Genomic DNA, 13,284 nt, shown 5'->3' on the forward strand with positions numbered 1-13,284 from the left:
GTGGGACTACTACCGCCATAGTAGTCGATACCTGTTTCGGCATCAGGGACGCGGAGTCAGCAGCGCCACCGTCTCCAGGTGATGGGTGTGGGGGTAGAGGTCGAAGGCCCGGAGGCCCGCGAGCTCCCAGCCGGCCTGGCGGAAGTACCCCACGTCACGGGCGAACGACGCCGGATCGCACGATACGTAGGCGATGGCGCGCGGTCCCGCCGCAACAAGCTGGTTCACCACTGCCTTTCCGGCCCCGGCGCGCGGCGGATCAAGGAGCAGGGCGTCGAAGTCCCGCGGTTTCTGGCGAAGGACGCGCTCAACGCGGCCTTGGACGATCTCCACCTGGGGCGCTGCGTGGAGGTTCTTGCGTGCGTCCCGGCTGGTTCCGGGAGCGCCTTCCACTGAAAGGACGGACCCCGTCTCCCCCACCGCGTCGGCCAGGACGGCGGTGAACAGCCCGGCTCCCGCGTACAGGTCAGCCACAACTGCGCCGGGGTGGAGGAAGCCGCCGCCCTGCAAGAATTCTGTGACGGCCCACACAAGAGCCCCGGGCGCGTCGCGGTGGATCTGCCAGAACCCGGCGCCGGTGACCCGGTACTCGTGCCCGGCGGCAGACTCCTGCACCCACAGCCTGCCCCGCAACTGTTGCACTTCCTCGGTGGTGGGGTCGAAGGCTGCAACGGAAACGTCAGCGGGAAGGTTCGCCGCGATGGCGCCAAGGCGCTTGGGCTTGGTCCCCTCGGCGGGAGCCAGCAGCACCAATGGCCGTGAACCGTTGGCCGGAGCAGCCACTTCAACGCGGTCTACACCCTGCAGGTCGATGTCCCACAGGCGCAGGTTGTTGATGGCGTCGATGGCCAGCGGCATCTCATGGATGGGAATGATCTGTCCTGAGCGGTGCGCATGCATACCGAGCTTGCCGGCGGGGGTGACCGAAAAACTGGCGCGCGTCCGCCAGCGGAGGCCGTCACCGCCGTCGTGCGTTACCGCAGCGCCTGCGTCCGGCGAGGGGCTGCCGCCCGCGGCTTCCACGGTGCCGGTCCAGCCGGCCGGGAGCTCCCCGACGCCGGCGAGCCGGTTGAGTTGCTCCATGAGCACGTCCGCCTTGAGGCTGCGCTGGCGGGCAAGGGTAATGTGGCCGAACTCGGCGCCGCCTACGGGCGGGTGTCCGTGGCGCCAGGCGCGGAGCGAATCCGCGGGGTGCCAGAAGTGGTCCACCCGGTCCGGTGATGCCTCGATCACTTCGACCACGTCGGCACGCCAGAACTTGGCCTTGTCGTCAGCATCCGTCAGCCGCGCCCGCACTTTCTCACCCGGGATGGAGTGCCGGACAAAGATGACGCGTCCTTCGTGCCGCGCGACGCAGTGGCCGCCGTGGGCGACGGGTCCGACGTCGAGCACTACTTCTGTGCCGGCTTCTCCGGTCAGTGCCGACTGGGTCTGTGTCTTCGCGTTCATTGGATGTCCTGCAGGTTCTTTGCTTCTTCGGATGATTTGAGCTGCCACGGAACACTGGCCACCATGACGCCGGGCTCGAAGTGGAGCCGGGTCTTGATGCGCAGCGCGGTCTGGTTGTGGACCAGTTGCTCCCACCACTTGCCCACGACGTATTCGGGAATGTAGACGACGATCAGGTCCCGCGGCGAGTCGCGCCGCATCTGTTTGACGTACTCCATGATGGGAGTGACTGTCTCACGGTAGGGGCTGGCCAGCACCGTCAGCGGCACGGGAATGTCGAGCTTTTCCCAATCGGCTACCGTGCCGGCGGTTTCTTCGGCGTCGATGTCCACCGTGACCGCATCCAGCCTCGATGGCCGGGAGGCCCTGGCGTAGGCAAGAGCCCGAAGGACGGGCTTGCGCACATGGGACACCAGCAGCACGGCATGCACCCGGGTGGGCAGGGCCCGCGGGGAGGAGTCCTCATCCACTGCCAGTTCCCTGGCCACGTTGTCGTAGTGAGCCCTGATGCTCCACATGATCAGGAAGAGGACGAACATGGCGAGCAGGGCAATCCATGCGCCCTGCTCGAACTTGGTGACCAGCACAATGACCAGTACCAGGGCGGTCATGCCGAAGCCGATGCTGTTGATGGCACGCGACTTGGCCATCCGGCGTCGGACGCCTTTGTCCCTTGCCAGCTTCAGCTGCCGGCCCCAGTGCCGGATCATCCCCAGCTGGCTGGCCGTGAAGGAGATAAAGACGCCCACGATGTAGAGCTGGATGAGCTTGGTGACGTCGGCATTAAAGGCGAGGATGAGCACCAGCGCTCCTGCGGCGAGGGCAAGGACACCGTTGCTGAAGGCCAGCCTGTCGCCCCTGGTGCGCAGCTGGCGCGGCAGGTAGCCGTCCTGGGCGAGGATGGAGCCAAGGACGGGAAAGCCGTTGAAGGCGGTGTTGGCGGCGAACACCAGGATGATGCCGGTGGCGGCCACCACAATGTAGAACAGTATGGATCCCGGACCAAAAATGGTCTGGGCTATCTGACTGATGGCGGGGGTCTGGATGTAGCCCTCCGGAAGCGGGCTGCCGTTCAGCAGGAACTCCGTGGCGGGGTCCAGGACGATGTGGACCTTGGTGGCGTTGGCCAGGTACATGATCCCAGCGAGCATGGATGCACCGATCACGCCCAGGAGCAGCAGCGTGGTTGCCGCGTTTTTGCTTTTCGGCGGCCTGAAGTTGGGGACGCCGTTGCTGATGGCTTCAACGCCGGTGAGTGCCGCGGCGCCGGAGGAGAATGCGCGCAGCAGGAGGAAGGCGCCGGCGAGCCCCACCAGCCCTTCGTCGAAGCCAGGGGCCGGCACGATGGTGAAAGCTGCGGAGGGCGCTTCGCCCAGCTGGCCGGTGGCCGCCTGGAAGAGGCCCACTGCCGTCATGCCCAGGATCGAGGCCATAAAGATGTAGGTGGGGACGGCGAACACGCTCCCGGCCTCTTTAACGCCGCGCAGGTTCACCAGCGCCAGGACCACCACGCCGATGGTGGCAATCATGGCCTGCTGGCCGTGGAGTGCCGGGATGGCGGTGGTGACATAGGCGGCGGCCGAGGACATTGACACCGCAACAGTCAGGACATAGTCCACCAGGAGGGCCGATGCCACGGTGAGACCTGCGTACTTCCCCAGGTTCTCGCCGGCAATCTCATAGTCCCCGCCGCCGGAGGGGTAGGCGTGGACGTTCTGCCGGTAGGAGGCTACAACCGTGAGCAGGACCACCATGACGGCCAGGCCCACCCAGGGTGAAAACGCCACCGCACTGACACCGGCCAAAGCGAGGGTGAGCAGGATCTCATCAGGGGCGTAGGCCACGGATGACAGGGCGTCGGAGGCGAACACCGGGAGTGCGATCCGCTTGGGAAGCAGCGTATGGGCCATCCGGTCGTTCCGGAACGGCCTGCCCACGAGCACGCGCTTCGCGGCGTTCAATATTGTCAGCACCCCACAAAGCTAGTCTGATTCCCGGGCTGTGTCATGACAGCCCGTGGACAGCCGGATGCGGGACGCTGACGGTAGAGTTCTAGCGGCAGGACCGTGGGGAAATATACAGAGGAGATACTGGTGGCGCATTTCGTGATCATGGGATGTGGCCGGGTGGGGGCTACGCTGGCGCACACGCTCGAGGACGCCGGGCATTCCGTAGCCATCATCGACCAGGACGACCGCGCTTTCCGCAGGCTCCGCCAGGGTTTCACCGGGCGCAAGGTCACCGGAGTCGGCTTTGACCGCGACACCCTGAAGCAGGCCGGGGTTGCCGAGGCGTACGCCTTCGCTGCAGTCTCCAGCGGCGACAATTCCAACATCCTGGCCACCCGCGTGGCCAGGGAGACCTTCCATGTGCCCCATGTGGTGGCCCGGATTTACGATCCCGGCCGTGCCGAGATCTACCAGCGCCTTGGTATCCCCACGGTGGCGGCGGTCCGCTGGAGCGCTGACCAGGTGCTGCGCCGTATCCTTCCGGAACAGCACCTGGCCGGGGACTTCCGGGAGCCGTCCGGGCGCCTGGTGCTCGCCGAGCTGGATCTCGACGCCGGCTGGATCGGCCATCGGATCAGCACCATCGAAAAGGCGGCGAACATCCGTATTGCCTACCTCACCCGGTTCGGTGAAGGATTACTGCCCGACGCCGGAACCGCGTACCAGGACGGCGACACCGTGCACGCCATGCTGCAGGTTGACCGCAGCGCCCACGTGGCCCAGATCCTGGCCAAAGCCCCCGCCAAGGAGTTGCAGTGAAAGTCGTGATCGTGGGTGCCGGCAGCGTCGGTTCGTCCATCGCCAGGGAATTGCTGGCGCACAAGCACGAGATCCTGCTGATCGACCTCAAGCCGGAGGTCATTGGGCGGAGTGGACTCCGTGGCGCCCATTGGCTGGTAGGCGACGCGTGCGAGCTGAGCACGCTGCAGGGCGCCAAGGTGGAGGACGCGGACGTGGTGGTATCCGCCACCGGTGACGACAAGGTGAACCTTGTGGTTTCGTTGCTGGCCAAGACTGAGTTTGGCGTCGGCCGCACAGTGGGCCGCGTCAACAATCCCAAGAACGACTGGATGTTCAACGATTCGTGGGGCGTGGACGTGGCAGTCAACACGCCGCAGCTGATGACAGCGCTGGTAGAGGAAGCTGTCGAAATCGGCGACCTGGTCCGGCTCCTCACCCTTCAGACGGGTGTGTCCTCACTGGTGGAGTTCACTGTTCCGCATGATTCCCATGTGATCGGCCGGACTGTAGGGGAAATCCGCTGGCCGGAGGACTCCACGCTGGTGGCCATCCTGCGGGACCACGCCCCGATTACACCCAGCCGGGACGACGTCATCGACGGCGGTGACGAGCTCTTCTTTGTCACCACCATCGCCGCAGAAGACGAGTTGCGGGCGCTGCTCTCCCCCGATACGGATGTGCCGCAGCCCCGGCCCGAAGAAGACGCGGGGCACCTGGAGCAGCAAGGTCCTGAGGACGACGGGTTCGACGGCTAGGCGCCTAGCCTTTGGCGGGGGCGCCGTCCGCCGTCCCGTCGTCAGCCGGAGCTGGCTTGGTGACGAGCCAGGCGATCCAGACTCCCAGGATGTAAAGCGGGGTACTCATGATGAGCCTGGTGGTTGCCAGCGCGGCGAGCCCGTCCGGCCCCAGCAGGTAGAGGGGTACCTGCACCACAAGCCTGAGCACCAATACGGCGACGATGATCCAGGTGCCAATCCGGTAGGCCTTGACCCGGGCAGGGTCCTTGCGCCAGTCGAGGCCTTCGTTGCGGATGAATCCAAAGAGCAGCCCGGCCACCGGCCATTTGACGGCGATCGAAATCACCATGGCAACGATGTAGGCGGCGTTGGTGAAGAAGCCCGGCAGGTAGAAGTCCTCGGCTTTCCCGGTGGTGTTGGCGACCCAGGCGGAGATGCCGACACCCACAACTCCCGCCAGTGCCTGCGTCAGCGGACGCCGCTGCACCAGCCGGACCACGGTGAACACCGCGGCAGATGCCAGTGCGGCTACAAGGGAAACCGTAAGGTCCCGGGTGATGGTGTAGGTCACGAGGAACAACAGTCCCGGGAGGATGCTTTCGGCAATGCCCTGGACGCCGCCGGCGCTGCGCAGCACATCCACCCGGCCGTCGTGGGTTCGGTGCAGCCCGGCTTTGGCGGCATAGTCTGCAGCGAGACCTGCTGCCGGGGATGTGTCCCGGTTGGCGGCGTCCTGGCCCGGGGCGCCCGACTGCCCGTTGTTATTGGCATCGTCCGGGCCCGCGCCGTTCTGGAGCCCACCCTGGCCGCCGCCATCCGGGCCGACAGCCCTGTTCGGGCCGGCACCGGAGGAAGGGTTGGGCGTGGGCGCAGTCATTCGTTCTCCTGGCGGGACAGTATTTCGTAGCGGGGGTTAAACATGGTGGGCAGGCCGTCTACCCGGGACAGCATTCCTTTGAGCCGCACCTCGGTGCCGGCTTCGATGCCAGATACGCGCCGCCGTCCCAGCCACACGACACGAAGACGCCCGCGGGGTCCGGCTGCGGCTCCGGCACCTGGTTCCCGGGGATCAGCGTCCGAGACCATGGCGCTGAAGGCCGCGGTCTGGTCCGCTGGAACATACGTTACGGATTCAATGCGGCCGCGGCAGACCACCCGGCCTTTGACCGGCAACCGGTTGAGGGGAACATCGTCGCTTTCGTTCAGCGGGGCTCCCCCCGGCACGCCATTAGCCAATCTGGGTAATTTCAGGACCACGTTCAGGTTCCTGAAGTGCAGACGCAGCAGGCGGCGGTGTAGCGGTGGCGTCCTTGGGCAGCCGGAGCTGCAGCAGGTCGCGAGGCGGCATGGGGCTGTCGCCGCGGACCACAACTACCTGGCGGAACAGGGTTTCGAGGGGTTCAGCGGCCGTTCGTTCCATGGCGGCGGCTCCGCCCAGTACACCTCGCAGGAACCAGCGGGGGCCGTCCACTCCAATAAAGCGTGCCACCCGATAGCCCTGGCTGCCGTCCGGCAGTCCAGCCGGCAGCTTCGCGACGAGTTCGGTGCCGTAGATGCCTTCGACCTCCTCGACCTGCCCGCCCTGGGCTCCGACGGACTGGCCAATCTGCTCGCGGATCTCGTCCCAGAGTCCCTCGCTTTTCGGCGCTGCGAAAGCCTGGAGCTGGAGGCTGGAGCCGTTGAGGTCCAGGGTGACCGCAACCACCCGCTGGGTGGCCTCTTCCACCTCGAGCCGGAGCTGGAGCCCCTCGCTCGGGGTGATCAGGAGCGCACCCAGATCAACATAGCCATCGCGGCTGCTGATTTCGGATTCGTCGAACGGGCCACTCGAGCGGGGTCCAGCATTGTCCGCTGTCTCCTCCGCGGTCTCTGCCGAAGTCGACAGTTCGTCCGGTTCGGCTGCTTGTTCCTTCTTGGCTTTCCTGCCGAGCCCAAAGACCATTGGGGTGTCTCCTTAGTTGGTTGCCGGGCCGGCCCGTGGGGGTCCCGCCGTCGTGCTCTGTTGCCGTCCGGCATGCGTGTGCCGGAACGGAAGAACGGGTGAGGGAAGAGCTGAAGGTCAAGCGTCCGGCACGTTGAAGCCGCCGGTGGAGCCGAAACCTCCTGTGCCACGTACGGATCCGCTCAATTCGTTGACGGGGATAAACTGCGCGTACTCCACGCGCTGAATGACCATCTGGGCAATTCTATCGCCGCGGCGCAGTTCGATGCTTTGCTTCGCATCGGTGTTCAGAAGGGTGACAGCGATCTCGCCGCGGTAGCCCGCATCCACTGTTCCCGGCGCGTTCACGATGGTCAGGCCGTGCTTGGTGGCCAGGCCCGAGCGGGGATGGATCAAAGCCACGAAGCCTTCCGGGAGGGCAATGGCCACTCCCGTGGGGACCAGCTTCCGCTCCCCCGGCTGCAGCACAACGTCCACGCGGGCACGAAGGTCGGCGCCGGCGTCTCCCGGGTGGGCATAGGACGGTGCCTCAAGGTCCGGATCCAGCATCTTCAGCTGGACCTGCAGGGTGGGAGCGCCTGGAACCGCGGCGGGAGCGGCAAAGCCGGCTGCGGCTGCTTCGTCAGGGAAAGTATCTACTGTGGCGGGATGATCAGTCACAGTCACTCACTCTAACCCGCGCCCCCAAATCAGTCCTAGGCTGGGCACCTGCCGGCCGCTGCATCGTGCAATGAAATGCCGGTCCGGGGACGGTTCAACCCGAGATGAAATAGCAGGGCAAAGATGGAAAGCTTGGCACATGCCCGAATCAAGTTCCTCCGCGCCCGTTCCCCAGAAACCATCCACCGGGGCTGCGGTGATCTACAGGGAGAAACTCTGGCCCAACGTATGGATCTGGATCATCGCTGCGGGCGTGGCCGGAGCCGGCATCCTGATGTTCGCACCCATCAGCGCAGCAGCGGGTTTCACGGCTGCAGCAGTGCTCTTTGTCATCATGGCTGTTCTCCTGATCCTGTCCACGCCGGCCATCGTGGTTACCGACGAAGCCCTGACTGTGGGACGGGCCAGCATCGAGCGCCGCTTCGTGGGCGCCGTTGAAGGTTTCCGGAGTGCAGAGGCAACAGCAGAACGTGGCACCCGGTTGAATGCGCTGGCCTACCTCTGTATCCGCGGCTGGATCGACCCTGTTGTCAAGATCGGGATTACGGATCCTTCGGACCAGACGCCGTACTGGCTCACCTCCACCCGGCACCCGGATGAACTGACTGCGGCCCTGTCGCGCAGGTGACGTGCCCTGCCAGTCGGACTCCCGCCGTCGTAGTGCCTGCATCCCGGCCTGCCTGCCCACCCGGCTTGCCCGCTGCATCGGCCCCGACTGTCGTGGGCCCGACTGGAAATCAGCCTTCACACTCCTTGCAGTAGAACCGGCCGTCTTTCTCACGTGCGATCTGGGAGCGGTGCCGGACCAGGAAGCATGACGAACAGGTGAACTCGTCTGCCTGGGCGGGAACCACCTGAACAGTCAGTTCTTCGCCGGAAAGGTCCGCGCCGGGCAGATCGTAGCCGGCAGCCAGATCGCTTTCGTCCTCGTCCACCACCGCAACCGGCTTGTCCGAGCGCCGGCTCTTCAGCTCTTCGATGGAATCTTCTCCGAGCTCTTCCTCAGACTTGCGCGGCGCATCGTAGTCGGTGGCCATTGTCGCCATATCCTTCTTCCTCTTGGCGGCCGGTGAACATCACCCTTCATAACGCCGGGCGCCGCGGGTTTGTGCCCGGCTGCGGCATGCCTTTCGTTGGCCCTTGGGTTCCCCCTCTGCCCCGGCCCGGGCCGGAATATCGCGGCGCGCCCTGCCCCTTGAGCCAAAACGGGTTCAGCGGGTGGCAGAGTTTCGATTGATAGTAATGCCAGGGTGGAGGATTTGTATGCAGGATCTACGGCTTGTAGGCGTGCACGACGACGGAGCACATCTCCTGTTGAGCGGTGCCGGCGGCGAGATGTTCCAGCTGCCGATCGACGAAGCGCTGAGGACCGCGAGCAGGTCAGCGGCGAGGCCGCCGGCCGAGCGGCCTGCCATTCCCTTGTCCCCGAGGGACATCCAGGCCCGCATCCGGGCTGGTGCGACCGCTGCTGACGTAGCGGAACTGTCCGGCCTGCCGCTGGCCAAGGTGGAACGCTACGAGGGACCCGTCCTGGCGGAACGCGAGTACGTGGCCCAGCAGGCACGCAAGGTGGAAGTAGCTTCGCCTTCGCCGGGCCACGACATCTACCGGTCTGCTTTCGGTGACAACCCCGCCACGCTGGCTGACATGGTGGCACACCGCCTGTCAGCCCATGGCATTGATCCATCCACCGTGGAGTGGGATTCCTGGCGGCGCCAGGACGGAACGTGGACTGTGCAGGCAAGCTTCGCAACGAATACCGGCGGAAAAGCCGGCATTGGCGAAGAGCCTCCGGCATTGTGGACTTTCAGCCCAGCCAGGAAGTCGCTGCAGAACGCCAACCGGTGGGCGCAGCAGCTCAGCGAACTCGAGCCCCTGGACGGGCCTGTCCCGGCGCGCAGGCTCTCGGCAGTTTCCGACCGCCCCTTCGACTTCGAGGCCGACGCGGACTCGGTCCGCCCTTCGCCCGGTTCCGGACCTGATGCCGGCCAGGCGGACGGCAAGGAATCGGACGGACTCCTGGACATGCTTCGCTCGCGCCGCGGGCAGCGCCTGGGAGTGGACGAGGACTCGGACGACGCCTTGGCGCTGCTGCTGACCCACGGGGTCCCGGCCGCCCACCCGAGGCCGTCGGAAGTGGCGCCCGAAGCAGAGGAGCAGGTTGACGAGCCGCAGGATGACATCCCGGAGGCACCGGCTGCAGAGGGTCCGGCGGCACAGGGCAGCTCCTTTGTCCGCAGGAGGGACGCCAGGCCCTCCATGCTGTCCCGCCTCAGCCTGATCCCTCCGCACCGGGACGCAGTCGATGACACCTTGAAGCTGCACGACGGCGTGAGCACCAATACCCGCGAAATCACCATCGTTGCGTCCCCCCAGCGTCCCTCCGACAGCATCGCCGAAGCCGCGAATGGGGACGCCAGCGGCAGCAGTAACGGTACTGGCCCTAACGGCAACCCTCCCAGCGGCGGAGGTTTGAACGAGTTGTTGGGCGGGAATCCCCGGCGCCAGGCGCCGCGGCACGACGACAGCTCCCCCACTACAGGACAGTTGCCGGAAACCGGCACCCCTGAGCGCCAGCCGGGCAGGCCCAAGCGCTCCAGCGTCCCGTCCTGGGACGAAATTGTGTTTGGTACTCGCGGAGATTAGCGCCTTTCCCGCATGACATCAGGCCGCGTCCACTCTTGGTTCAGCCCGGTGTGTTCGGCAAGGCGTTCGGTATAACTTGACTCAGCCGTTCGCCGCTCCGCCCGCTTCGTTGTCCGGGGAGTTGTTGCTGCAGCCGGGGATCGGGCATTTGCCGTCCCTCAAGCTGAGGCAGCTCCGCATCGCCTTGTTGACCCGGTAGCTGGTGCGGCCGATCTCCAACGGTGCCCCGTCCCGCGGTCCACCAGCACCCGATGGAACGAGCCGGCCCCGTTGGCCACCAGCTTCTTTGCCATCGACGCCGGGATCGGGCCAGCCAGCCCGCGGCCACATCCGCCCGCAGCTGGGGCAGGGGTCCGGGATTCCTCCGTGCAAATGGCCCCGGCACCGGAGCGTTGCCAGGTCTAAGCCTCCGCGGTTACGGTTCCACCCGAGCCGCGCCACAGGCACGCGTCCACTTCGAACGGCAGCAGCGGGTCCTGCTGGCCCATCAGGGCCGCGCCGTGCGCGGTGACGCGCCGCATGTAGTGCCGGCGGCAGAGGGTCTCGTAGCCCACAACAGGGACGTGGTCCCCCGAAGGCTCAACGGCGGCGGAATCTCCGGCCATATCCACGTCGCCCACCACCACCTGCGCTCCTTCGGTGACCATCACGCCGTCGACCGTTCGAGCATTGTGGGTGGCACGGCGGCCGCACCAGCACAGCGCCTCCACCTGCAGCACCTGCACCCGGTCAGCGAGTTCGACAAGCCGCTGCGACCCGGGAAACAGCCGGGTACGGAAATCGGCGGTGATCCCGAAGGCGAAGACGTCCACGTCGATCTCGTCCACGACCTTCGCCAGCTGTTCCACCTGCTCAGGCGTGTAAAACTGGGCCTCATCACAGATCAGGTAGTCCACCCGCTGCCCCTGGGTGCGCCGGAGCATGACTTCCTCCCAGAAGTCGGTCCCGTCCACCACTTCCACTGCGTCGGTTTTCAGGCCAAGGCGGCTGGAGATGCGTGATTCGCCGGCACGGTCGTTGCGGCTGAAGCGCACTCCGCCGCGTCCCCGGGCCCGGTGGTTGTGGTCCATTTGCAGGGCAAGCGTGGACTTTCCGCAGTCCATGGTTCCAGAGAAAAAGACGAGTTCAGCCACGGCGGGAACTCCTGCCGCCAGCCGTAAAGCAGAGCAGGGGAACCTCCCGCTCGGCTTTGGTGAGCGAGCCGTGCTGGCCCACAACCTCCATGGCCGTAGGACGGACGCGCCGGGTGTCATAAAGGGCGACGGCGTCCCGGGCCGCGATCATGACGTCACCTATCCTGCCCTCAACGGCGGGACGAACCGCGCCGAACAAGCCCGCCGCCAATGCGTCCTCGCGGGTGAACGCCCACACCTTTTCACCGAAACGTGCCCGCCACGCGGCGAGCAGCCGGTCCCTGCCGTCTTCCCCCATACCGGCTTCAAGGTAGAGGTGGACCATGCGAGGCTCCCCGGCCGTATGCCGGACGCCTTCCACCAGTGCGGGGTCAGCGGAAAAGTCGATTCGTTGCTGTTCGGGGACGTCCAGCATGCCGTGGTCGGCCGTGAGCAGGATGGTGGTGCCGGCCGGGAGGGAAGCATTGAGCCGCTTCATGGTGGCGTCAAGCTCTTCGAGCTGGTGCTCCCATTGCTCGGACTGGCAGCCGTAGCGGTGCCCGGCCTTGTCCAGCTCGTTCAGGTAGAAGTACATCAGTGACGGACCGGCGGCGGACATGGCCTCGGCGGCGGCTTCCGTCCGGGCGTGCGCGGTAATGGCTGAGATAAAGTTGCCGCCCCGCAAGGCTGCGCGGGTCATGGGCGAGCCGCCGAACTGCGGCAGGCTGACCGTGGTGACCTCCACGTGTTCCGCCGCGCGTTCCAGCACGGTGGGAAAAGGCTGCCATACCGCGGGGTCGACGCCGGCATCCCAGTTGCCGAGCAGGTTGACTACCTTGTCCTGCTCCGGGTCGAGGACGTCATAGCCCACCATGCCGTGCTGGCCCGGGGCCAGGCCGGTGCCGAAACTCGCCAGGGCGGCTGCGGTGGTGGAAGGAAACGCAGAATCCAGCCAAACAGGCACCTCGCCCTGCCCCGCCTGGACAACGGAGCGCAGGAAGGGTGTGTGGGCTGCTTTCTGCTTCAGCAGGTTCCGGCCCAGCCCGTCGGCCAGCACAACACACACGCGCGGGGCGGCAGGCAGGCCAAGGGTGTTCGCAAACCCGTCTACGCCCAGGCTTGCCGCGGCGCTGGTCAGCACCTCGGCAATGGAGCGCTGACCGTAGGCAGGAGCGGCCGGCAGGAAAACCTGAGGGTGGGGCCGGGCGGAAAGGTTAACGTTCGGGTGGCGGTCTTCGGGCATCAGCGCTGCTGGTGCCCGCGGCTGAGGCGGTTGCCGAACACTCCGGCCCGCGGCCGCGGCGCCATCGACTGCACGTGTGGCTGCGGCGCGGGGGAACCGGTGTTCACAGCACGAAGCGCACGGGCGAAGAGCTTGGCGTCCTGGACTGCCTGCAGGCCGTCCGCCTCCGCGCTGATACGGAGGACGATGTCCTCCTGGGCGATGGTCCCGCTGTAGCCGTGGTCCGCTTCGCACTGCGGGTCACCGCAGCTGGCAGGACCCATGTCCAGCCGCTGGCCGCCGGACCAGGCGATGGAGAGTGTTACTTCGCGGACAGGGTCGGAGGGCTTGTAGTTCTGCGGCTGGGAGTACATGTAGCTAAGGACCACGGACCGGATCTGCGCTACGGGGACAGATTCTGTGGAAATCTGGGCAACGATCTGCTCGCCGGCCTCGTCCAGCTGCTGGTCGTCCACGTGGGTGATCACCAGCATGTCCGAGGTGAGCACCAGCACCGTGATGTGGCGGCGGACCTCGGCGCGGTCGAAGTGGGTTTCCAGGTGCACCAGGTGCGCAACACAGTCGCGGCCGTCCAGGGCGTCGTCGACTACATCGGCCACGAGAAGGGGGTAGAAGCCGGCCTTCTGCAGCGCGCCATCCAGGCTCTGGCCCTGGGCGCTGTGGCTGTGTGAGCTGTGGTGGCGGACTGCCTGGGTTTCATTGCCGGGCGTTTCTGGCGCCGAAGCGGAAGGCTGAGAGCTCATTC

14 protein-coding genes and 1 pseudogene are annotated in these 13,284 nt (G+C 66.1%); 4 read left to right on the forward strand and 11 right to left on the reverse strand.

The window, feature by feature from the left end; translation table 11 throughout:
* Nucleotides 1–42: 42 nt before the first annotated feature.
* On the reverse strand, nucleotides 43–1,449 hold the full coding sequence (locus AC50X7_RS02925; protein ID WP_494977663.1) for a class I SAM-dependent RNA methyltransferase: 1,407 nt from the start codon (nucleotides 1,447–1,449) through the stop codon (nucleotides 43–45).
* The gene (locus AC50X7_RS02930; protein WP_494977664.1) at nucleotides 1,446–3,422 is read right to left on the reverse strand and encodes an APC family permease; all 1,977 of its coding nucleotides are present in this window, start codon (nucleotides 3,420–3,422) and stop codon (nucleotides 1,446–1,448) included. The genes AC50X7_RS02925 and AC50X7_RS02930 overlap by 4 nt, the downstream gene beginning before the upstream one ends.
* 120 nt (nucleotides 3,423–3,542) lie before the next feature.
* Between AC50X7_RS02930 and AC50X7_RS02935 the strand changes: the two genes are divergently transcribed.
* Both AC50X7_RS02935 and AC50X7_RS02940 read left to right on the forward strand, forming a co-directional pair.
* Nucleotides 3,543–4,217, forward strand: a complete 675-nt coding sequence (locus AC50X7_RS02935) for a potassium channel family protein (protein WP_494977665.1) — start codon at nucleotides 3,543–3,545, stop codon at nucleotides 4,215–4,217.
* On the forward strand, nucleotides 4,214–4,954 hold the full coding sequence (locus AC50X7_RS02940) for a potassium channel family protein (RefSeq protein WP_494977666.1): 741 nt from the start codon (nucleotides 4,214–4,216) through the stop codon (nucleotides 4,952–4,954). The genes AC50X7_RS02935 and AC50X7_RS02940 overlap by 4 nt, the downstream gene beginning before the upstream one ends.
* 4 nt (nucleotides 4,955–4,958) lie before the next feature.
* On the opposite strand, the gene AC50X7_RS02945 is transcribed toward AC50X7_RS02940, so the two are convergent.
* From AC50X7_RS02945 to dut, 4 genes are all read right to left on the reverse strand, one after another.
* Nucleotides 4,959–5,813 (reverse strand): DUF3159 domain-containing protein, encoded by an 855-nt coding sequence (locus AC50X7_RS02945; protein ID WP_494977667.1) that lies wholly within the window; start codon nucleotides 5,811–5,813, stop codon nucleotides 4,959–4,961.
* Entirely contained in the window at nucleotides 5,810–6,160 is a 351-nt protein-coding gene (locus tag AC50X7_RS02950; RefSeq protein WP_494977668.1) for a single stranded DNA-binding domain-containing protein, read from the reverse strand. Before AC50X7_RS02950 ends, AC50X7_RS02945 begins: the two co-directional genes overlap by 4 nt.
* A 4-nt stretch (nucleotides 6,161–6,164) precedes the next feature.
* A complete protein-coding gene (locus AC50X7_RS02955; protein WP_494977669.1) occupies nucleotides 6,165–6,878 on the reverse strand; it encodes a DUF3710 domain-containing protein in 714 nt (237 codons plus the stop codon).
* A gap of 117 nt (nucleotides 6,879–6,995) precedes the next feature.
* A complete protein-coding gene (gene dut, locus AC50X7_RS02960) occupies nucleotides 6,996–7,538 on the reverse strand; it encodes a dUTP diphosphatase (RefSeq protein WP_307095389.1) in 543 nt (180 codons plus the stop codon).
* 139 nt (nucleotides 7,539–7,677) lie between these two features.
* Between dut and AC50X7_RS02965 the strand changes: the two genes are divergently transcribed.
* Nucleotides 7,678–8,166 carry a DUF3093 domain-containing protein gene (locus AC50X7_RS02965; RefSeq protein WP_494977670.1) on the forward strand — a complete coding sequence of 163 codons (489 nt, stop codon included), beginning with the start codon at nucleotides 7,678–7,680 and terminating at the stop codon, nucleotides 8,164–8,166.
* A gap of 109 nt (nucleotides 8,167–8,275) precedes the next feature.
* On the opposite strand, the gene AC50X7_RS02970 is transcribed toward AC50X7_RS02965, so the two are convergent.
* The gene (locus tag AC50X7_RS02970; RefSeq protein ID WP_494977671.1) at nucleotides 8,276–8,575 is read right to left on the reverse strand and encodes a DUF4193 domain-containing protein; all 300 of its coding nucleotides are present in this window, start codon (nucleotides 8,573–8,575) and stop codon (nucleotides 8,276–8,278) included.
* A 226-nt stretch (nucleotides 8,576–8,801) separates the two neighbouring features.
* Here AC50X7_RS02970 and sepH point away from each other — a divergent pair, with 226 nt between their 5' ends.
* On the forward strand, nucleotides 8,802–10,184 hold the full coding sequence (gene sepH / locus AC50X7_RS02975; RefSeq protein ID WP_494977672.1) for a septation protein SepH: 1,383 nt from the start codon (nucleotides 8,802–8,804) through the stop codon (nucleotides 10,182–10,184).
* Between the two features lie 102 nt (nucleotides 10,185–10,286).
* Here the strand turns inward: sepH and AC50X7_RS02980 are convergent.
* The 4 genes and pseudogenes from AC50X7_RS02980 to AC50X7_RS02995 all read right to left on the reverse strand — a co-directional run.
* Nucleotides 10,287–10,495: pseudogene (locus AC50X7_RS02980) on the reverse strand (HNH endonuclease signature motif containing protein); the annotation flags it as partial.
* Nucleotides 10,496–10,585: 90 nt separating this feature from the next.
* Nucleotides 10,586–11,317, reverse strand: a complete 732-nt coding sequence (locus tag AC50X7_RS02985) for a thymidine kinase (protein WP_494977673.1) — start codon at nucleotides 11,315–11,317, stop codon at nucleotides 10,586–10,588.
* Nucleotides 11,310–12,539 (reverse strand): alkaline phosphatase family protein, encoded by a 1,230-nt coding sequence (locus tag AC50X7_RS02990; RefSeq protein ID WP_494977674.1) that lies wholly within the window; start codon nucleotides 12,537–12,539, stop codon nucleotides 11,310–11,312. The genes AC50X7_RS02985 and AC50X7_RS02990 overlap by 8 nt, the downstream gene beginning before the upstream one ends.
* Nucleotides 12,539–13,282: a DUF5998 family protein gene (locus AC50X7_RS02995; protein ID WP_494977675.1), complete on the reverse strand. Its 744-nt coding sequence runs from the start codon at nucleotides 13,280–13,282 to the stop codon at nucleotides 12,539–12,541. The genes AC50X7_RS02990 and AC50X7_RS02995 overlap by 1 nt, the downstream gene beginning before the upstream one ends.
* Nucleotides 13,283–13,284: the final 2 nt, after the last annotated feature.

Source organism: Pseudarthrobacter sp. Hb11 (assembly GCF_059383655.1).

Bases quoted from the DNA above. Each gene is read 5' to 3' on its own strand.
- AC50X7_RS02945 (WP_494977667.1), bottom strand. From the start codon at position 5,813: ATGACTGCGCCCACGCCCAACCCTTCCTCCGGTGCCGGCCCGAACAGG.
- sepH (WP_494977672.1), top strand. From the start codon at position 8,802: ATGCAGGATCTACGGCTTGTAGGCGTGCACGACGACGGAGCACATCTC.
- AC50X7_RS02995 (WP_494977675.1), bottom strand. From the start codon at position 13,282: ATGAGCTCTCAGCCTTCCGCTTCGGCGCCAGAAACGCCCGGCAATGAA.
- AC50X7_RS02965 (WP_494977670.1), top strand. From the start codon at position 7,678: ATGCCCGAATCAAGTTCCTCCGCGCCCGTTCCCCAGAAACCATCCACC.
- AC50X7_RS02955 (WP_494977669.1), bottom strand. From the start codon at position 6,878: ATGGTCTTTGGGCTCGGCAGGAAAGCCAAGAAGGAACAAGCAGCCGAA.
- AC50X7_RS02990 (WP_494977674.1), bottom strand. From the start codon at position 12,539: ATGCCCGAAGACCGCCACCCGAACGTTAACCTTTCCGCCCGGCCCCAC.
- AC50X7_RS02925 (WP_494977663.1), bottom strand. From the start codon at position 1,449: ATGAACGCGAAGACACAGACCCAGTCGGCACTGACCGGAGAAGCCGGC.
- AC50X7_RS02970 (WP_494977671.1), bottom strand. From the start codon at position 8,575: ATGGCCACCGACTACGATGCGCCGCGCAAGTCTGAGGAAGAGCTCGGA.